The organism is Bradyrhizobium sp. Kon69 (assembly GCF_055807515.1).
In genome coordinates, this window is sequence record NZ_JBVVOS010000015.1 from 160,601 (window position 1) to 177,288 (window position 16,688).

Genomic DNA, 16,688 nt, shown 5'->3' on the forward strand with positions numbered 1-16,688 from the left:
GCGGGCGTCTCCGTTTTATGTCCGCTCAAGGCTGCTCTATTCGCGTTCGAGGCTGTCGAGCAGGCGGTCGATCAGGGCTTGGGAAGCGCCTTGATAGGCCATCGGCTCGAACAACGCCGCAATTTTTTCCGACGAAAGATGCGCAGTGACCTGTGAATCGGCTGCGAGCACCTCGCGCAGATGCTTCTTCTCGGCGACCGCGCGCTTGCTCGCGGCCTCGATCAGATGATGCGCATCGCTCTTGCCGATCTTGTCGGCCAGCGCAAAGGTGACCGCTTCCGCCATGATCAGCCCGCGCGTCGCATGGAGATTGCTGCGCATGCGCGCGGCATCGACATCGAGACCCTCGGCGATGTCGACGATGGCGGCAAGCGCGCCGGAGGTGACCAGCATTAATTGCGGCAGCGTCGGCCATTCCGCGTGCCAGGGACCGGCGCTGCGTTCGTGGTCCTGCACCTGTGCGGCAAAAATCGTCGCTGCGAGCTGAGGCGCCATGGTCGCGCAGCCCAGCGCACTTGCGGCCGCGACCGGGTTGCGCTTGTGCGGCATGGTCGAGGAGCCGCCGCGGCCTTCGCCGGCAGGCTCGAACGCTTCGCCGACATCGGTCTGCATCAGCAGCGAGACGTCGCGCGCGATCTTGCCGCAGCTGCCGGCGAGAATCGCAAAGCTCGATGCGGCTTCCGCGATGCGGTCGCGATGGGTGTGCCAGGGCGCTTCGGGCAGCGGCAGGTTCAGCTCCCGCGCCAGCCGTTCGGAGACCACGAGCCCCTTGTCGCCGAGTGCTGCAAGCGTGCCGGCCGCGCCGCCGAATTGCAGTGCGAGGCCCTCGCGGCAGAGCCGCCTCAAGCGGCAGCGGGCGCGGGCGAGGCTTGCGGCGTATTCGGCGGCCTTCAGGCCGAACGGCATCGGCAGCGCGTGCTGGAGCCAGGTCCGCGCCACCATCGCCGTGTTGCGATGATTGCGCGCCAGTGCGGCAAAGCCCTTGATGGCGCGGCTGAGATCGGCGTCCAACGCATCGATGCCGGCGCGAAGCGTGAGCATGGTCGCGGTGTCGATGACGTCCTGGCTGGTCGCGCCCCAATGTACGTAGCGGGCGGCCTCTGCGTCGGCCCTGCCGACATTGGCGGTCAGCGTCTTGACCAGGGGGATCGCGAGATTGCCGGATCGCGTCGCGGCCTCGGCCAGCGCAGCCATGTCAAAGGTATCGGCCTTGCACGCGGCTTCGATCGGGCCCACCGCCGACGCGGGAATCACACCGGTGGCCGCCTCGGCTCGGGCCAGGGCTGCCTCGAAATCGAGCATGTTCTGGAGGGTCGACCGGTCGTCGCAGACCGCGCGCATGGCCACGCTCGACAGCATCGGCGCAAGCAGGGGGGAGAGGGATGTGCTCATATTGTGCGGGACCTAACCACCATGGCCCGCCTGTGCCAATCCCAAACCGGCGGCGCAAGCTTTTTGCAGTTGCGAATATGCAATGCACGTGACCGAGGGGCACCCTTTCTTTTGCCGCCTCCCTGCGGTACTTGAGCAGCCCTATAGTTGCGCGATCCAAGTTCGATATCCCGGGAGGCACCCAATGGCCATGACGATGAACGGCGAAGTCCAGCTTGCGGCGCCGCGCGAGGCCGTGTGGGCCAAGCTCAACGATGCCGAGGTGCTGAAGGCCTGCATCCCCGGCTGCGAGGAGCTGGAGAAGACCGAGGATGGCGGCTTTCGTGCGACGGCGAAAATGAAGGTCGGTCCGGTGTCGGCGCGCTTCAAGGGCAAGGTCACGCTGTCCGATCTCGATCCGCCGAACGGCTACAAGATCTCCGGCGAAGGCGAGGGCGGGGTGGCCGGCTTCGCCAAGGGTGGCGCCGTGGTCAAGCTTGCGGAGAAGGACGGCGGCACGCTTTTGTCCTACGAGGTCGAGGCGCAGATCGGCGGCAAGTTGGCGCAGCTCGGCCAGCGCCTGATCAACGGCGCTGCCAAGAAACTGGCCGACGAATTTTTCGCGAACTTCGCCAAGGCGGTACAGGGCTGAACGCTATCGCCTTTCGGCATGGCGCCTTGCATTCCCGGTGATGTTGCCCCGGGGCATAATGGCCCATATGATGGGTTGGAATAATTATAAGAACCGCTTCGACGGGACCCGTCGGGGCGCTGATAGAGAGTGCTTATGGCAAAAATCTCCCTCATCGTGAACGGCAATCCTGTTACGGCCAATGTCGATCCCCGCACCCTGCTGGTGCAGTTCCTGCGCGAGAATCTGCGGCTCACCGGCACCCATGTCGGCTGCGACACCTCGCAGTGCGGCGCCTGCGTCGTGCATCTGGACGGCAAGGCCGTGAAGTCCTGCACCACGCTCGCCGTGATGGCCGATGGCCACGAGGTCAAGACGATCGAGGGGTTGGCCGCCGACGGCGCGCCGCTGCATCCGATGCAGGAGGCCTTCCGCGAACACCACGGCCTGCAGTGCGGCTTCTGCACGCCCGGCATGATCATGACCGCGATCGACATCGTCCATCGCAAGGGCAACGAGCTCGACGACCACACCATCCGCGAGGAGCTGGAAGGCAATCTCTGCCGCTGCACCGGCTACCAGAACATCGTCACCTCGATCTCCGCCGGCGCCAAGGCGATGGCGAAATCCGATCTCGCGTAAACCTCGCGCGCACTCCGCGATCAGGACATTCAGATGTACGACTTCAAATACCATCGCCCCGGGACCGTTAGGCAGGCCGCCAACATCCTGGTCAAGAACGAAGACGCCAAGGTGATCGCCGGCGGCCACACGCTGATTCCCGTCATGAAGCAGCGCCTCGCCAGCCCGCCGCATCTGGTCGACCTCTCCCATATCGATGGGCTCAACACGATCGAGATGAAGGGCCGCGCGCTCGTGATCGGCGCCACCGCCAGGCATGCCGAGGTCGCAAGCTCGGCCATCGTCGGCGAGGCGATCCCGGCGCTCGCGAACCTTGCCAGCCAGATCGGCGATCCCGCCGTGCGCCACAAGGGCACGATCGGCGGCTCGCTCGCGAACAACGACCCGACGGCGGACTATCCGGCTGCGGTGCTCGCGCTCGGCGCCACCATCGTCACGAACAAGCGCCGCCTCAAGGCGGAAGAGTTTTTCCAAGGCCTGTTCACGACGGCGCTCGAAGCCGACGAGATCATCACCAAGGTGATGTTCCCGCTGCCGAAGAAGGCGGCCTATATCAAATTCCGCAACCAGGCCTCGCGTTACGCGCTGGTCGGCGTGTTCGTGGCGCGCCGTCCCTCCGACGTGCGGGTCGCGGTCACCGGTGCCGGCTCCGAAGGCGTGTTCCGTGTCACCGCGTTCGAGGAAGCCCTGAAGAAGCGCTTCGCCGCGAAGGCGCTCGACGGCATCGAGGTGCCGGCGGACGGCCTCAACAGCGACATCCATGGCAGCGCCGAATACCGAGCGCACCTCATCGGCGTGCTGACGCGGCGTGCCCTCGACGCCGCCAACGCCAAGGAGTGAGCGATCCTCACGCCTCGGCCCAAACTTGTCCCCGGTGAGGGTGTAGCGAGACTGGCTTTTTCATGACCTCAGCGGCCAATACGCCCGGTGCCAATACTTCAGTTGTATTGCCGGCATCGGTCGATTCGATGCTCGAACTCCTGACGTCGCGCGGCTATCTCGCCGAGCGATCGCTGGCCACGGTGACCTATCTGTCGCTGCGCATGGGCCGGCCGCTGTTTCTGGAAGGCGAGGCCGGCGTCGGCAAGACCGAGATCGCAAAAGTGCTATCGGCGGCCCTGGGGCGGAAGCTGATCCGCCTGCAGTGTTACGAAGGCCTCGACGTCTCCTCGGCGGTCTACGAGTGGAATAGCGCGGCGCAGATGATCGCGATCCGGATGGCGGAAGCCGCCGGCGACACCGATCGCGATCAATTGTCGTCCGACATTTTCGCCGATCGTTACATGATCAAGCGACCGCTGCTCCAGGCGCTGGAGCCTGACGTCGCCGGGCCGCCGGTGCTGCTGATCGACGAGCTCGACCGCGCCGACGAGGCGTTCGAGGCCTATCTGCTCGAAATCCTCAGCGACTTCCAGGTGACGATCCCCGAATTCGGCACCGTGAAGGCGCCGAGCCCGCCGATTGTCATCATCACCTCCAACCGCACCCGCGAGATCCACGACGCGCTGAAGCGGCGTTGTCTCTACCACTGGGTCGATTATCCCGACGCCGCCCGCGAGCTCGCGATCGTCAAGTCGCGCGTGCCCGGCATCTCCGCAAAATTGTCGCAGCAAGTCGTGCGTTTCGTCCAGGCGCTGCGCAATCAGGATTTCTACAAGTCGCCGGGCGTCGCCGAAACCATCGATTGGGCCACCGCGCTGTCTGAGCTCGACGCCCGCTCGCTGACCCCGCAAGTGGTCGGCGACACGCTGGGCGCGCTGCTCAAATACCAGGACGACATCACGCGGATGCAGGGCGACACCTTACAGAAGGTACTGAAGGACGCGACGAGCGACTAGCTTGTCATTCCGGGGCGCGCGAAGCGCGACCTCGGAATCCATTGTGCCGCAGAGCGAGTAGACTGAATGGATTCTCCCGGCTTGCGCCCATGAGGCCGCGACCCGGAATGACGGCTTGAGAGTGACGGACCATGGCCATCAACCATCTTGCGCCTGAGCAAACCGAGCAGTTCGCCGACAACATCGTCGGCTTTGCCCGCGCGCTGCGTTCGGCGGGCATGCCGGTCGGACCGGGTGCGGTCATCGACGCCATGAGCGCCCTCCAGGTGATCGACATCGGCAAACGCGCCGACGTCTTCACCACCCTGGAGGCGATCTTCGTCAAGCGCCACGAGCATGCGCTGATCTTCAAGCAGGCCTTCAACCTGTTCTTCCGTGCATCGGAAGAGTGGAAGCACATGCTGGATTCGGTACCGTTGCCGGAGCAGGCCAAGAAGAAGCCGCAGGCCGGCTCCCGCCGCGTCCAGGAGGCGATGTCGCAGCCGCGCATGACGGAGACGCCGCAGCACCAGGAGCAGGATTTGCGCCTGTCGGTCTCCGACAAGGAAATCCTTCAGAAGAAGGATTTTGCGCAGATGAGCGCGGCCGAGATCACCGAAGCGCTTCGCGCCGTCGAGCGGATGCGATTGCCGCAGGCCGAGCTTCTGACGCGCCGGCACCGGCCCGATGCGCGCGGGCTTCGTCTCGATTTGCGCCGTACCTTACGCGCGTCCTTGCGCACCGGCGGCGACATCATCGACATCCATCGCCTCGGGCGGATCGAGAAACCGGCGCCGATCGTCGCGCTGCTCGACATCTCGGGTTCGATGAGCGAGTACACCCGCCTGTTCCTGCATTTCCTGCATGCCATAGGGGACGCGCGAAAACGTGTCTCGGTGTTCCTGTTCGGCACCCGCCTCACCAACGTGACCCGGGCGCTGCGCCAGCGCGATCCCGACGAGGCGCTGGCGAGCTGCTCGGCCTCGGTGGAGGACTGGGCCGGTGGCACGCGGATCTCGGCCTCCCTGCACAATTTCAACAAATTGTGGGCGCGGCGCGTGCTGAGCCAGGGCGCCATCGTGCTGCTGATCTCCGACGGGCTGGAGCGGGAAGCCGATTCCAAGCTCGCCTTCGAGATGGACCGGCTGCACCGTTCCTGCCGGCGGCTGATCTGGCTCAACCCGCTGCTGCGGTTTGGCGGCTTCGAGGCCAAGGCCCAGGGTATCAAAATGATGCTGCCGCACGTTGACGAATTCCGCCCCGTACATAATTTGAGCTCGATCCAGGAGCTGATCACCACGCTCTCCCGGCCGCTGCCGCCGCATCACCGCAGCTTGATCCGCTCCGCAGCCTGAGAGGTAGCCATGCTCGATCGCGACGAGGATATTCTGAAGGCGGCGGAGGACTGGCAGAAGGCCGGCCGGGGCGTCGCGCTCGCCACCGTGGTGGAGACCTGGGGCTCGGCACCGCGTCCGGCAGGCTCGAGCCTCGTCATCAACGACGAGGGCACCTTCCTGGGGTCCGTCTCCGGCGGCTGCGTCGAGGGCGCCGTGGTCACCGAGGCCATGGATGTGATCCAGAGCGGCAAGCCCAGGATGCTGGAGTTTGGCGTTGCCGACGAGACTGCCTGGAATGTCGGGCTGTCCTGCGGCGGCACCATCCGCGTCTTCGTCGAGAAGGTCGGCTAGCGGTGAAGCTCGCAATCCTGCACGAACTCAATGCCGAGCGCGCCGCGCGCCGCCCGGTGATTCTGGTGACGGACACCGAGAGTGGTGAGCAACGCCTGGTGAAGGCCGAGGACTTCAGTAAGGATCCTTTGCGCGCCGAGCTGGACAAGCAGCTCCGCATGGGCAAAAGCGCCAGTGTCGAGGCCGGCGGCAAGAAGCTGTTCCTCAACGTCTATGCGCCGACCGCAAAGCTCGTCATCGTCGGCGCCGTCCATATCAGTCAGGCGCTGGCGCCGCTGGCGCGCTCGCTCGGCTACGACGTCACCGTGGTCGATCCGCGCACGGCCTTTGCGAGCCCCGAGCGCTTCCCCGACATTCCACTGGTTGCGGAATGGCCCGACACGGCGCTGCCGCCGCTCAACGTCGATGCCTACACCGCTTTCGTCGCGGTGACGCACGATCCCAAGATCGACGATCCCGCGCTGCTGCACGCCTTCGAGCGCAACTGCTTCTATATCGGCGCACTCGGCTCGCGGAAGACGCACGCCAAGCGCGGTGACCGGCTGCGGGCGCAGGGCGCCAAGGAAGCTGATATCGCGCGCATCCATGCGCCGATCGGGCTTGCGATCGGTGCGGTCTCGCCGTCCGAGATCGCGGTGTCGATCATGGCCGAGATCACGGCGGTGCTTCGCCTGCCGCCCAAAGAAAAAGAAGAAGCCGCATGAAATTCGGCCCGGCGAGCCCCAGGGATGCGATCGGCGGGGTGACCGTCCACACTCTGCGCCAGGGACCGCTGGTGTTGAAGAAGGGCACGACGATCGGGCCCACCGAGGTCGAGGCGCTGGAGCGCGCCGGCATCAAGGACGTCGTGGTGGTGCGGATGGAGGCGGGCGATGTCTCCGAGGACATCGCTGCCGCCAGCATCGCGCTCGCCGTCGGTGGCGATGGCATTCATGTCGAGCGTGCCTTTACCGGTCGCGCCAATCTGTTCGCCGCGCGCCCGGGCGTGCTGGTGATCGATCGCGCCGCGGTGGACCGCATCAACAATATCGACGAGGCCATTACCTTTGCCACGCTCTCGGCCTTCAAGCCGGTGGTCGAGGGCGAGATGGTCGGCACGGTCAAGATCATCCCGTTCGGCGTCGAAGGAAACTTGCGTGATGCCGCGGTGAAGGCCGCGGGTCGCGACGTGCTGAAGATCGCGCCTTACGTCATCAAGCGTGTCGGCGTGGTCTCGACGCTGTTGCCCGGCCTGTCCTCCAAGGTGATCGACAAGACGTTGCGCGTCACCGCCGAGCGGCTGGCGCCAGCCGGCGCCGGCATCATCGCCGAGCGGCGGGTCGCCCATGAGGAGCAGGCGCTGTCGGCTGCGATCAAGGAATTGCTGGGACTCGGCGCCGAGCTCGTGATCGTGTTCGGGGCATCCGCGATCGCCGATCGTCGCGACGTGATCCCTGCGGCCGTGACCGGCATCGGCGGCGAGATCGAGCATTTCGGCATGCCGGTCGATCCGGGCAATCTGCTGCTGATTGCCCGGGCCGGCACCGTGCCGGTGCTGGGCGCGCCCGGCTGCGCGCGCTCGCCGGTCGAGAACGGCTTTGACTGGGTGCTGATGCGGCTCTTGGCCGGCATCAAGGTGACTCGGTCCGAGCTGATGGGCATGGGCGTCGGCGGCCTCCTGATGGAGATCGTCACGCGTCCGCAGCCGCGCGCAAAACCGGAGATCGAGGGCAACAACCACGTCGCGGTCATCGTACTCGCGGCGGGCCGTTCGACCCGGATGGGTGGGCCGAACAAGCTTCTCGCCGAGCTCGACGGCAAGAAGCTGGTGCGGATTGCGACCGAGCAGGCGCTGGCCTCGAAAGCATCGGAGGTCATCGTCGTCACCGGCCATCAGACCGAGCTGATCGAGCAAGCCTTGCAAGGCCTGAAGGTGCGTTTCGTCAAAAATCCGGATTTTGCCGGCGGCATCGCAAGCTCGGTCAAGGCCGGTATCGCGGCCGTTCCAGAAGCTTGCGACGGCGCTGTGGTCTGCCTCGGCGACATGCCGCTGATCGATGCCGGCCTGATCGACTGTCTCATCGACGCGTTCGCACCGGACCGCGGCAATCTCATCGTCGTGCCCGTCAGCGAAGGCCGCCGCGGCAATCCCGTGCTGTGGTCGCGCCGCTTCTTCACGGAGTTGATGACGCTCGACGGCGATGTCGGCGCGCGCCATCTGATCGCCAAGCACACCGAGGCGGTCGCCGAAGTGCCGGTCGAGGGCGAGAGCGCCTTCCTCGACATCGACACGCCGCAGGCGTTGGAAGCGGCAAGACGCGGGTGACGCTGCGGTAGGGTGGGCAAAGGCGCACGGCGCTGTGCCCACCACCTTGCTACGAGGTGATCGCGTTTGGTGGGCACGCTTCCGCCTTCGAGCTACGGCGGACAAGTCGCTTTGCCCACTCGAGAAGCCGATGTCCGCGGCTCGCCTACTTCTTGGTGTTCGATAGCTTCTCGACCCCGGCCTTCAGCTCGACACCGCTCTTCGTCAACAGGGTCTTGTCGCCGCTGTTGAACGTAAACGTGTCGGCGCCCGCGCTGATGCCGTTCCACGCGACGGTTTCCCCGAGGGACAGATACCACAATCCCTGGAATCCCGTTGAATTGTTCAATTGTCCGGTCCACACGGTGGTCGATCCACAGCCGAGGAAATTCACCGAGAAGCTGATTGCGGTGCCTGTGTTGCCGTAGGCCAGCCAACCCGTCACGCCTTGCGGCTTGCCCTCATCGCAGCTGTTCGCCGCATTGTTGGTGTAGGTCCCCGTGATGGCGCCTGTCGTCGTGTTGAAGTTGGTGATGGCGAGGGTCGAGCCGTACTGGTTGGTCCAGGTCCAGCTCACCGTCTGCGCCTGCGAAGGTCCGATGAGACAGGCCGACGCGAGCATTCCGAACAACATTGCATTGATGTGGCGCATGGTCGCTTCCTCCGGCTCTCTGCTTTGAGTTTCACGACCTTAAATAACGCGATTGAAAAACACAACTATAAAGTGTAAGTTCATATCGCGATTCCGGCGCGGCTTTTCAATCACGTGTTCACCAAGTGGAAACGACCGACGCTTAGAGTCGCCTTCACCTGCCTTGGGGGGAGGGGTTTTTCCATGGCTTCGAACGTCGTCGCGCGCCGTTGCGCGATGTTTTTCTTTGCGCTGTCCGTCTGCGTCGCGGGCGCTCGCCATATCACGGATGCTCACGCCGCCGGCGCATTTGCGGTCGGCAAGTGCGGCGCCTATGGCCAGGCCTTTGATTATGGAGCCGAGCACGAAGCGCGTGCGGCGGCGCAGAAGCAGTGCAAGGGCGATTGCACGACCGTGACGATGAAGCGCGCCTGCGCCGCGATGTCGGTCGATCTGTCCAATCCCTGCGGCGCCTATGGCTATGCCGTCAAACCGAAGATCTCGGCCACGCTCAATGCCGCGACGCGCGAATGCTACAAATACGGCGGCAAGGAATGCGTGATCCGCGCCTGGGCCTGCGACGCAAAGGGTTGATTCCTGTTGCCGTCATTCCGATGTTGCGTAGCATCGAGTTCGGAATGATAGTTGGGGAATTCAATGCAATTCGACACTAAAATCGCCGTTGTGATCCGCACGGATCTTCAGCCCTGGCAGAAGCTCAACGTTGCCTCGTTCCTGACAAGCGGCATCGCGGCTGCGTTTCCCGACTGCATCGGCGAGCCCTATGAGGACGCGTCAGGCACGAGATATCACGCGCTGATCGGTCAGCCGATCCTGATCTATGGCGCCGACGGTCCCGCGTTGACGCGCGCGCTCGATCGAGCCCTGACGCGCAGCGTCAAGCCGGCGGTCTATACCGAGGACATGTTCAAGACCACGCATGATGCCGCCAATCGCGAAGCGGTGAGGGCGGTTGCGCGGCCCGATCTCAACCTCGTCGGTCTTGCCGTGCGCGCCGAGCGCAAGGTGATCGACAAGATCGTTGATGGGCTGAAGTTTCATAGTTGACGTGAACGCGCGCGGTCTTGCGCGCGCTTCCACTTGCGATGCCTTATCCCGGCGGCATGCCCGCGAACTTCGGAAGGTCTGGGTCGAGGCGATCCCAGGCATGTCCGCGCGCGGCGTAAGTCACCACTTGCGGCTCGTAGCGGGCGGGTTCGTCGAGACTTGCGGCGCGGATGGTGAAGATGTCGGGCATGGCCGCGAACATCAGGTAAACGGGCAAGCCGCACTGGGCGCAGAAACCGCGTGTTTTCACGTTGCCGCTGTCGCCGACCATGTCCCAGTGCTTCGCTTCGCCCGTCACGGTGACGCCGGCGCGCGCGAAGGTCATGTACGAGCCGTGGCCGCTACCGCTTTCGCGCTGGCAGTCCCGGCACTGGCAGTGATTGCTGAACAGCGGCTCACTGGCGATTGAATAGCGGATCGCGCCGCAGGCGCAGCCGCCGGTAAAGGGCTTGGTCATGCGATCACTCCTTACTTGTCTTCGCCGCTGATCTCGTCGAGCTGGCGCACGACCTTCTTCCAGCCGCCGCTCATGCCCGTGTAGGCCGACTCGTTCCTGGGTATGACGAAGCCCGCATGAACCAGACGGATCCGCGTGCCGGCCTCGACCGGGGTGAGGGACCACGTCACGACAGTGTCGAGCGGCGCGCCGTAGCCGGTGTTGCGCTCATCGCCGCCCTTCCAGGCGTAGACGAGGCGCCGGTTCGGCGTGACTTCAAGGACGCGACAATGGATGACGCCATCCCAGGCGCCACCCGGCGTGGTCTGGTAGGTGAAAGTGTTGCCTTCGACGGCCTCGAAACCGGTCGGCGGCATCAGCCAGCGCGCGATGAGCTGCGCGCTGGTCAGCGCCTTCCAGATCGTCTCCGGCGCGTGAGGGAGCACCTCGTCGAGGACGATGTCTTTTGTCTCGGCTTTCAATTCAAGAGCACTCACGGATCGATCTCCTTCAAGAGGTCACGCAGGTTCTGGAAGCGCTCGCGCCAGAACACGCCGTAATGGTCCATCCAGGAGACCAACGGTTCGAGGCCTTGCGGCGCGGCACGGTAATAGACGTTGCGGCCCTCGGCACGCTCGGCGACGAGGCCGGCCTGCTTGAGGGACTTCAGGTGTTGTGAGATCGCGCCTTGCGTCACGCCGCTTCCGCGCGTGAGCTCGGCGACGCTGATCTCCTTGCTCTCGAAGACGCGCTCGAACACCGCGCGCCGGGTCGGATCGGCGAGGGCGCGCATCACGGTGGTGACGGGATTCGGGGCGGCTTCGATCATGGGAATTAGATTAGTGTACGCTAATGAATTAGTCAAGACTAATTTGTTGGGTTGGTTGGGTCTGTAGTCCTGTCTTGACGATGACTGACCGGTCAGTCATATTATCAGGATGACCAGGAAGCCGACCAAACCCGCCGCCCCGTCCACAGATCGCGCCACCGCAAGGGCCTCTGCAAGCGCTGGCAACGACGCGGCGCCCGCGCCGAGCCGCGCCACGCGCGCGGCGGAGCGGCGCGCGGCGATCGTGGATGCCGCGATGGAGGAATTCATCGCGCGCGGCTTTGCCGCCACGCGGCTCGACGACATCGCGAAGCGCGCGGGTGTCGCCAAGGGCACCATCTACCTGCACTTCAAGGACAAGGAATCTATGTTCGAGGAGCTGGTGCGGACCGTGATCGTGCCTGTTGTGACGCGGTTGACGGCATTGCCGCCGCCGGCGGGCTCGGTGCGTGATCTCGTCGAGACGTTTGCCAGCAACTTCCTCAAGGAGGTGATCGGCACCAGACGCGGCGATCTCGTGCGCCTGATCGTGGCCGAGGGACCGCGCTTTCCGTCCGTGGCCGATTTCTACTACCGCGAGGTCGTCTCGCGCGGGATGGCCGCCATGCGCGCCCTGATCGAGCTCGGCATTGCCCGTGGCGAGATCCGCCAGAAGAACCTGGCGCATTACCCGCAGATCCTGGTCGCACCCGCGATGATCGCGGTGATCTGGCAGAACCTGTTTGCGCGGCACGCGCCGCTCGACGCGCAGGACATGCTGCGCGTTCATCTCGATTTGATTTTTGGCGAACGGAGCACGACATGAGGTCGTCGCGAACCATCTCTCACCTCATCCTGAGGAGCGCGGAGCGCGCGTCTCGAAGGATGCAGGCCCAGCTGTGGCTCCTCGCCCTTCGAGACGCCGCTTCGCGGCTCCTCAGGGTGAGGGTTCGACAGAATCACCTGCCGCGCCTCTGTGCGATCGCGGTTGTCGTCCTTGCGACCGGTCTTGCTGGCTGCAAGGACAGGCGTGAGCCCGGCTTCCAGGGCTGGGTCGAGGCCGACATGATCTTCGTCAGCCCGGACGAGGCGGGCCGCGTGACGAAGCTGAACATCCGCGAGGGCGACGAGGTCAAGGTCGGCGATCACCTCTATTCCGTCGACGACGATCTCCAGCTTGCCGATCTCAACCAGAACAAGGCGACGCTGGCGAATGCGCAGCAGACCTATGACCGCGCGGCCTCGCTGAGCAAGACCGGCTCGGGCACGCAGGCCAATCTCGACTCGGCTGTCTCCGCCTTGCGAGTCGCGGAGGCACGGGTGGCGACCTCGGAGACGCGGATGGCGCGGCGCAAGGGCTTTGCGCCCGTGGCCGGTACCATCCAGCAGATCTATTTTCGCGAGGGCGAGATGGTGGCGGCGCAGCGGCCCGTGCTCTCGATCATGCCTCCCGGCAACATGAAGCTGCGTTTCTTCGTGCCGGAGACCGAGCTGCCGAAGCTTGCGATCGGCGATACGGTGCGGATCGCGTGCGACAATTGCGCCGGCGATCTCACGGCAAAGATCTACTTCATCGCGACTTCGGCCGAATACACCCCGCCTGTCATCTACAGCCTCGAGGAGCGTAACAAGCTTGTCTATCTGATCCAGGCGCGGCCCTCGCGTCCCGACGCCTTGCGTGTCGGGCAGCCCATCGACGTCCATCTCAATCCCAAAACCCCCGTGGCGGACAAGCGATGAACGGCGGCAATGGCATTGCGATCGACGTCAAGGGCCTGAGCAAGTCGTTCGGCGGCCGCGAGGTTGTGCACAATTTGTCGATGCAGGTGAAGCGGGGTTCGATCTACGGCTTCCTCGGCCCCAACGGCTCGGGCAAGACGACGACCATCCGCATCCTCTGCGGCCTGCTCACGCCCGACAGCGGTGAGGGCACCTGCCTCGGCTACGACATCCTGAAGGACGCCGAAAAGATCAAGCGCCAGGTCGGTTACATGACCCAGCGCTTCAGCCTCTATCAGGATCTCTCCGTCCGCGAAAACCTCGAATTCGTCGCGCGCCTATACGGTCTTCGCGATGCACGCGGCGCCGCGCGCGACATGATCAAGCGGATCGGGCTCTCGGGCCGCGAGGAACAGCTCGCGGGCGAGCTCTCCGGCGGCTGGAAGCAGCGGCTGGCGTTGGGCGCCTGCACATTGCCCAGTCCGAAACTGCTGCTGTTGGACGAGCCGACCGCCGGCGTCGACCCGAAGGCGCGGCGCGATTTCTGGAACGAGATTCATGCACTGGCGGCCGACGGTCTCACCGTGCTGGTCTCGACACACTACATGGACGAGGCCGAGCGCTGTCACGAGATCGCCTACATCGCCTATGGCCATCTGCTCGTGCACGGCACCGTCGAGGAGGTGATCGCGAAATCCGCGCTGACGACCTACACCGTGACGGGCGAGGACCTGAACGAGCTCACGGCTGCGCTCACCGGCAAGCCTGGGATCGACATGGTGGCGCCGTTCGGCACGTCGCTGCACGTGTCCGGCCGCGATGTCCCCGCGCTCGAGGCCAGCATCGCGCCGTGGCGCGAGAAAAGCGGGCTGCACTGGCACAAATCGTCGCCGTCACTGGAAGACGTGTTCATCGAATTGATGGGCCGTTCCAAGGACAATTTCCAATGACCGCCGTCGATCGTCCCGAGCCCCAGCACGCGATCCGGGAGCGCTTCGGCTTCTGGAGGCGCTCCTATGCGATGCTGATCAAGGAGTTCATTCAGCTCAGGCGCGACCGGGTGTCGTTTGCGATGATCGTAATTCTGCCGGTGATGCAGCTGCTCTTGTTCGGCTATGCCATCAACACCACGCCGCACAATCTGCCGAGCGCGGTGCTGCTCCAGGAGGACTCCGATCTCGCCCGCTCGATCCTGAAGGCGCTGGAGAACACCGCCTATTTTCGTTTCATCTACGAAGTGCACGACGTCGACGATTTCGACAATCTCCTGAAGTCCGGCAAGGTTCTGTTCGGCGTCGAGATCCCGCGCGGCTTCGAGCGGGCAGTGCGGCGCGGCGATAGACCGGCGCTGCTGGTCGCGGCCGACGCCACCGATCCAGTGGCGGCGAGCGCGGCGATCGGCTCGCTCGGCATGGTCGTGCAGACCGCACTCAAGCACGATCTCTACATCGGAGATCCCCCGGAGATGCCGTTCGAGATCCGCGCGCATGCCCGCTACAACCCCGCCGCCGCGTCGAGCCTCAACATCGTGCCGGGCCTCGTCGGCACCATCCTCACCATGACCATGCTGATCTTCACCGCGCTCTCGGTCACGCGCGAGGTCGAGCGCGGCACGATGGAGAGCCTGCTGTCGATGCCGATCAGGCCGGTCGAGGTGATGTTCGGCAAGATCATCCCTTACGTGCTGGTCGGGTTCGTGCAGGCGTTTCTCATTATCGGCATCGGGGTCGGCCTGTTCGGCGTGCCGGTGCTCGGCAATCTGTTCCTGCTGGCGCTGCTCTCGACCCTGTTCATCACGACCAACCTGGCGATTGGGTACACGATCTCGACGCTGGTGCAGAACCAGCTCCAGGCGATGCAGATGTCGATGATGTTCTTCCTGCCGAGCATCTTGCTGTCCGGCTTCATGTTCCCGTTTGCCGGGATGCCGGCCTGGGCGCAATATGTCGGCGAGTGCCTGCCATTGACGCATTATCTGCGCATCGTCCGCGCCATCATGCTGAAGGGCGCGAGCATGCAAAATTTGCGTTTCGACGCGTTGGCGCTGGCGGTCCTGATGCTGCTCGCCATGACCATCGCCGTGACGCGCTTCCGCCGCACGCTGGATTGAGGCAAGATGCCCCTGGAATCAAGGGGGCGGAATGGTCAGTTTTGCGAGCAGGAAGGACCGGCAGCATGCCGTGATGTCCGAAGACTTCGAGCGCGAGCTGACGCGCGAAGTGCTGCGCACCGAACTCGTGCGGGTGAGGGCGCTGATCACGACGGGCTGCGTCATCGTCGTGTTCCTCACCGCGATCTATCTCGTCGATTCCTCCGTGGTGCAGCGGGTCTGGCGGGGCACGGAGGGGCTTGCCGAGGTCTATGGTCTTCTGACCGGCTTCATCCTGTTCGAAGTCTGGGTCCACAGCCAGATCAGGCGAAACCTCAAGCTCGACCGCGATCTGCCGGTGATCCGGCGCTATATCGGGGCGCTGATCGAGACCTCGCTGCCAACCGTCATCCTGATCCTGCAGATCCGCAGCATGGGCGCGAGCCAAGCGCTCGGCTTCGTCGTGCCGCTGATCTATTTCATTTTCGTCATCCTCTCGACCCTGCGGCTCGACTTCTGGCTGTCCACCTTCACCGGCTTCGTCGCAGCGGGTGAGCTGCTCACTGTGGCGCTGATCTTCGATCCCGCCAGCGGGAGCGGCGAGCCGCAGATCTACTTCCACGCGGTGCGAAGCACCATCATCCTGATCTGCGGCGTGCTTGCAGGCGCGGTCGGTGCGCAGCTCCGCCGCCAATTCGCCGCAAGCATTGCCGCAGCGACCGCGCGCGACCGGGTGACCAACCTGTTCGGCCAGCACGTTTCGCCGCAGGTGGTGGAGCGGCTGATGGCGGCAGGGACGAGCGCCGCCGGCGACCTCCGCCGCGTTGCCGTGATGTTCGTCGATTTTCGCGGCTTCACCGCGGGCGCGCAGTCGCGCACTCCGCAGGAGGTGGTCGACCGGCTCGACGGCGCCTTCGCCGTCCTGGTCGACATTCTCGACCGCGAGGGCGGCATCGTGAACAAGTTTCTGGGCGACGGCTTTCTCGCCTTGTTCGGCGCGCCGCTCGAGACCTCCGACGCCGCGCATCGCGCGGTCGCCGCCGGCCGCGAGATGCTGACCGCGATGGAGCGCATCAACGCGCAGACGAGCTGGCCACTCAGAATCGGCATCGGCATCCATTTCGGCGAGGTCGTCGCCGGCAATATCGGCTCGCCCCGGCGGAAGGAATACACGGTCATCGGAGACACCGTGAACTTCGCCTCCCGACTGGAGGCGCTGAACAAGGAATTCGGCTCGCAGCTCCTGATCTCCGCGGCCGTCCGCGAGGCGCTTGGCAAGGACTGCGACGATGCGGTCTCGCTTGGGGAGGTCGAGGTGCGCGGTTACGAACAGAAGGTGGCGGTGTTTCAACTAGGGTGAGGGCCGCCCCCTGCGTCTTCAAATATGAGTCGCGCTTCGTTGAAGCGGGTCGCGTTTCGTTGAAGGCGCGTGATGAAATATCTCCGCTCGCTTTCGGGCGTTGCATTGTGGAAGCCGCTTCTCGACTTCCGACGCGTCACCGCG

Annotated in this window: 20 protein-coding genes; 15 read left to right on the plus strand and 5 right to left on the minus strand. The window is 64.7% G+C overall.

The genetic code is table 11. The features are described from left to right. Positions 1–36: 36 nt before the first annotated feature. Complete coding sequence (locus AC0L3U_RS21030; RefSeq protein WP_473363032.1) at positions 37–1,392, minus strand: 3-carboxy-cis,cis-muconate cycloisomerase; 1,356 nt, start codon at positions 1,390–1,392, stop codon at positions 37–39. A 184-nt stretch (positions 1,393–1,576) separates the two neighbouring features. Between AC0L3U_RS21030 and AC0L3U_RS21035 the strand changes: the two genes are divergently transcribed. The 8 genes from AC0L3U_RS21035 (at position 1,577) to AC0L3U_RS21070 (ending at position 8,454) form a co-directional block, all read left to right on the plus strand. Next, entirely contained in the window at positions 1,577–2,023 is a 447-nt protein-coding gene (locus AC0L3U_RS21035) for an SRPBCC family protein (protein ID WP_007602417.1), read from the plus strand. 135 nt (positions 2,024–2,158) lie between these two features. Next, positions 2,159–2,644, plus strand: coding sequence for a (2Fe-2S)-binding protein (locus AC0L3U_RS21040; protein WP_007602418.1), 486 nt, complete (start codon positions 2,159–2,161; stop codon positions 2,642–2,644). Positions 2,645–2,677: 33 nt separating this feature from the next. After that, positions 2,678–3,484, plus strand: coding sequence for an FAD binding domain-containing protein (locus AC0L3U_RS21045; protein ID WP_027567711.1), 807 nt, complete (start codon positions 2,678–2,680; stop codon positions 3,482–3,484). A 62-nt stretch (positions 3,485–3,546) separates the two neighbouring features. Further along, positions 3,547–4,482, plus strand: coding sequence for an AAA family ATPase (locus AC0L3U_RS21050; protein ID WP_473363033.1), 936 nt, complete (start codon positions 3,547–3,549; stop codon positions 4,480–4,482). Between the two features lie 131 nt (positions 4,483–4,613). Next, positions 4,614–5,816 (plus strand): vWA domain-containing protein, encoded by a 1,203-nt coding sequence (locus AC0L3U_RS21055; RefSeq protein WP_473363034.1) that lies wholly within the window; start codon positions 4,614–4,616, stop codon positions 5,814–5,816. A 9-nt stretch (positions 5,817–5,825) separates the two neighbouring features. Then, on the plus strand, positions 5,826–6,149 hold the full coding sequence (locus AC0L3U_RS21060; RefSeq protein ID WP_007602422.1) for an XdhC family protein: 324 nt from the start codon (positions 5,826–5,828) through the stop codon (positions 6,147–6,149). Positions 6,150–6,151: 2 nt separating this feature from the next. Then, positions 6,152–6,853, plus strand: coding sequence for an XdhC family protein (locus AC0L3U_RS21065; RefSeq protein WP_473363035.1), 702 nt, complete (start codon positions 6,152–6,154; stop codon positions 6,851–6,853). Continuing rightward, on the plus strand, positions 6,850–8,454 hold the full coding sequence (locus AC0L3U_RS21070) for an NTP transferase domain-containing protein (RefSeq protein WP_473363036.1): 1,605 nt from the start codon (positions 6,850–6,852) through the stop codon (positions 8,452–8,454). Before AC0L3U_RS21065 ends, AC0L3U_RS21070 begins: the two co-directional genes overlap by 4 nt. Before the next feature lie 145 nt (positions 8,455–8,599). Here the strand turns inward: AC0L3U_RS21070 and AC0L3U_RS21075 are convergent, their stop codons facing one another. Then, positions 8,600–9,085, minus strand: coding sequence for an avidin/streptavidin family protein (locus AC0L3U_RS21075; protein WP_473347779.1), 486 nt, complete (start codon positions 9,083–9,085; stop codon positions 8,600–8,602). A 183-nt stretch (positions 9,086–9,268) separates the two neighbouring features. Between AC0L3U_RS21075 and AC0L3U_RS21080 the strand changes: the two genes are divergently transcribed. Both AC0L3U_RS21080 and AC0L3U_RS21085 read left to right on the plus strand, forming a co-directional pair. Further along, complete coding sequence (locus tag AC0L3U_RS21080; RefSeq protein WP_007611990.1) at positions 9,269–9,658, plus strand: DUF4189 domain-containing protein; 390 nt, start codon at positions 9,269–9,271, stop codon at positions 9,656–9,658. A gap of 63 nt (positions 9,659–9,721) precedes the next feature. Beyond that, positions 9,722–10,132 carry a DUF2000 family protein gene (locus AC0L3U_RS21085; RefSeq protein ID WP_473363037.1) on the plus strand — a complete coding sequence of 137 codons (411 nt, stop codon included), beginning with the start codon at positions 9,722–9,724 and terminating at the stop codon, positions 10,130–10,132. 43 nt (positions 10,133–10,175) lie between these two features. On the opposite strand, the gene AC0L3U_RS21090 is transcribed toward AC0L3U_RS21085, so the two are convergent. The 3 genes from AC0L3U_RS21090 to AC0L3U_RS21100 are packed head-to-tail and all read right to left on the minus strand — an operon-like array spanning position 10,176 to position 11,397. Next, positions 10,176–10,589 carry a GFA family protein gene (locus AC0L3U_RS21090; RefSeq protein ID WP_473363038.1) on the minus strand — a complete coding sequence of 138 codons (414 nt, stop codon included), beginning with the start codon at positions 10,587–10,589 and terminating at the stop codon, positions 10,176–10,178. 11 nt (positions 10,590–10,600) lie between these two features. Continuing rightward, positions 10,601–11,065, minus strand: coding sequence for an SRPBCC family protein (locus tag AC0L3U_RS21095; RefSeq protein WP_473347784.1), 465 nt, complete (start codon positions 11,063–11,065; stop codon positions 10,601–10,603). Continuing rightward, on the minus strand, positions 11,062–11,397 hold the full coding sequence (locus tag AC0L3U_RS21100) for an ArsR/SmtB family transcription factor (protein ID WP_007611986.1): 336 nt from the start codon (positions 11,395–11,397) through the stop codon (positions 11,062–11,064). Before AC0L3U_RS21100 ends, AC0L3U_RS21095 begins: the two co-directional genes overlap by 4 nt. A 109-nt stretch (positions 11,398–11,506) precedes the next feature. Between AC0L3U_RS21100 and AC0L3U_RS21105 the strand changes: the two genes are divergently transcribed. The 5 genes from AC0L3U_RS21105 to AC0L3U_RS21125 are packed head-to-tail and all read left to right on the plus strand — an operon-like array spanning position 11,507 to position 16,544. Further along, positions 11,507–12,202, plus strand: coding sequence for a TetR/AcrR family transcriptional regulator (locus tag AC0L3U_RS21105; protein ID WP_473363039.1), 696 nt, complete (start codon positions 11,507–11,509; stop codon positions 12,200–12,202). Further along, positions 12,199–13,116: an HlyD family secretion protein gene (locus AC0L3U_RS21110; RefSeq protein ID WP_473363040.1), complete on the plus strand. Its 918-nt coding sequence runs from the start codon at positions 12,199–12,201 to the stop codon at positions 13,114–13,116. Before AC0L3U_RS21105 ends, AC0L3U_RS21110 begins: the two co-directional genes overlap by 4 nt. Next, positions 13,113–14,045 carry an ABC transporter ATP-binding protein gene (locus AC0L3U_RS21115; protein WP_473363041.1) on the plus strand — a complete coding sequence of 311 codons (933 nt, stop codon included), beginning with the start codon at positions 13,113–13,115 and terminating at the stop codon, positions 14,043–14,045. Before AC0L3U_RS21110 ends, AC0L3U_RS21115 begins: the two co-directional genes overlap by 4 nt. Beyond that, a complete protein-coding gene (locus tag AC0L3U_RS21120; RefSeq protein WP_473363042.1) occupies positions 14,042–15,205 on the plus strand; it encodes an ABC transporter permease in 1,164 nt (387 codons plus the stop codon). The genes AC0L3U_RS21115 and AC0L3U_RS21120 overlap by 4 nt, the downstream gene beginning before the upstream one ends. Positions 15,206–15,236: 31 nt before the next feature. Further along, positions 15,237–16,544, plus strand: coding sequence for an adenylate/guanylate cyclase domain-containing protein (locus AC0L3U_RS21125; RefSeq protein WP_473363043.1), 1,308 nt, complete (start codon positions 15,237–15,239; stop codon positions 16,542–16,544). Positions 16,545–16,688: the final 144 nt, after the last annotated feature.

Excerpts from the sequence above, each read along its gene's own strand:
- AC0L3U_RS21040 (WP_007602418.1), top strand. The coding sequence starts at position 2,159 with ATGGCAAAAATCTCCCTCATCGTGAACGGCAATCCTGTTACGGCCAAT.
- AC0L3U_RS21030 (WP_473363032.1), bottom strand. The coding sequence starts at position 1,392 with ATGAGCACATCCCTCTCCCCCCTGCTTGCGCCGATGCTGTCGAGCGTG.
- AC0L3U_RS21125 (WP_473363043.1), top strand. The coding sequence starts at position 15,237 with ATGGTCAGTTTTGCGAGCAGGAAGGACCGGCAGCATGCCGTGATGTCC.
- AC0L3U_RS21120 (WP_473363042.1), top strand. The coding sequence starts at position 14,042 with ATGACCGCCGTCGATCGTCCCGAGCCCCAGCACGCGATCCGGGAGCGC.
- AC0L3U_RS21060 (WP_007602422.1), top strand. The coding sequence starts at position 5,826 with ATGCTCGATCGCGACGAGGATATTCTGAAGGCGGCGGAGGACTGGCAG.
- AC0L3U_RS21055 (WP_473363034.1), top strand. The coding sequence starts at position 4,614 with ATGGCCATCAACCATCTTGCGCCTGAGCAAACCGAGCAGTTCGCCGAC.
- AC0L3U_RS21035 (WP_007602417.1), top strand. The coding sequence starts at position 1,577 with ATGGCCATGACGATGAACGGCGAAGTCCAGCTTGCGGCGCCGCGCGAG.
- AC0L3U_RS21080 (WP_007611990.1), top strand. The coding sequence starts at position 9,269 with ATGGCTTCGAACGTCGTCGCGCGCCGTTGCGCGATGTTTTTCTTTGCG.
- AC0L3U_RS21050 (WP_473363033.1), top strand. The coding sequence starts at position 3,547 with ATGACCTCAGCGGCCAATACGCCCGGTGCCAATACTTCAGTTGTATTG.
- AC0L3U_RS21075 (WP_473347779.1), bottom strand. The coding sequence starts at position 9,085 with ATGCGCCACATCAATGCAATGTTGTTCGGAATGCTCGCGTCGGCCTGT.
- AC0L3U_RS21105 (WP_473363039.1), top strand. The coding sequence starts at position 11,507 with ATGACCAGGAAGCCGACCAAACCCGCCGCCCCGTCCACAGATCGCGCC.
- AC0L3U_RS21100 (WP_007611986.1), bottom strand. The coding sequence starts at position 11,397 with ATGATCGAAGCCGCCCCGAATCCCGTCACCACCGTGATGCGCGCCCTC.
- AC0L3U_RS21085 (WP_473363037.1), top strand. The coding sequence starts at position 9,722 with ATGCAATTCGACACTAAAATCGCCGTTGTGATCCGCACGGATCTTCAG.
- AC0L3U_RS21070 (WP_473363036.1), top strand. The coding sequence starts at position 6,850 with ATGAAATTCGGCCCGGCGAGCCCCAGGGATGCGATCGGCGGGGTGACC.
- AC0L3U_RS21110 (WP_473363040.1), top strand. The coding sequence starts at position 12,199 with ATGAGGTCGTCGCGAACCATCTCTCACCTCATCCTGAGGAGCGCGGAG.
- AC0L3U_RS21045 (WP_027567711.1), top strand. The coding sequence starts at position 2,678 with ATGTACGACTTCAAATACCATCGCCCCGGGACCGTTAGGCAGGCCGCC.
- AC0L3U_RS21115 (WP_473363041.1), top strand. The coding sequence starts at position 13,113 with ATGAACGGCGGCAATGGCATTGCGATCGACGTCAAGGGCCTGAGCAAG.
- AC0L3U_RS21090 (WP_473363038.1), bottom strand. The coding sequence starts at position 10,589 with ATGACCAAGCCCTTTACCGGCGGCTGCGCCTGCGGCGCGATCCGCTAT.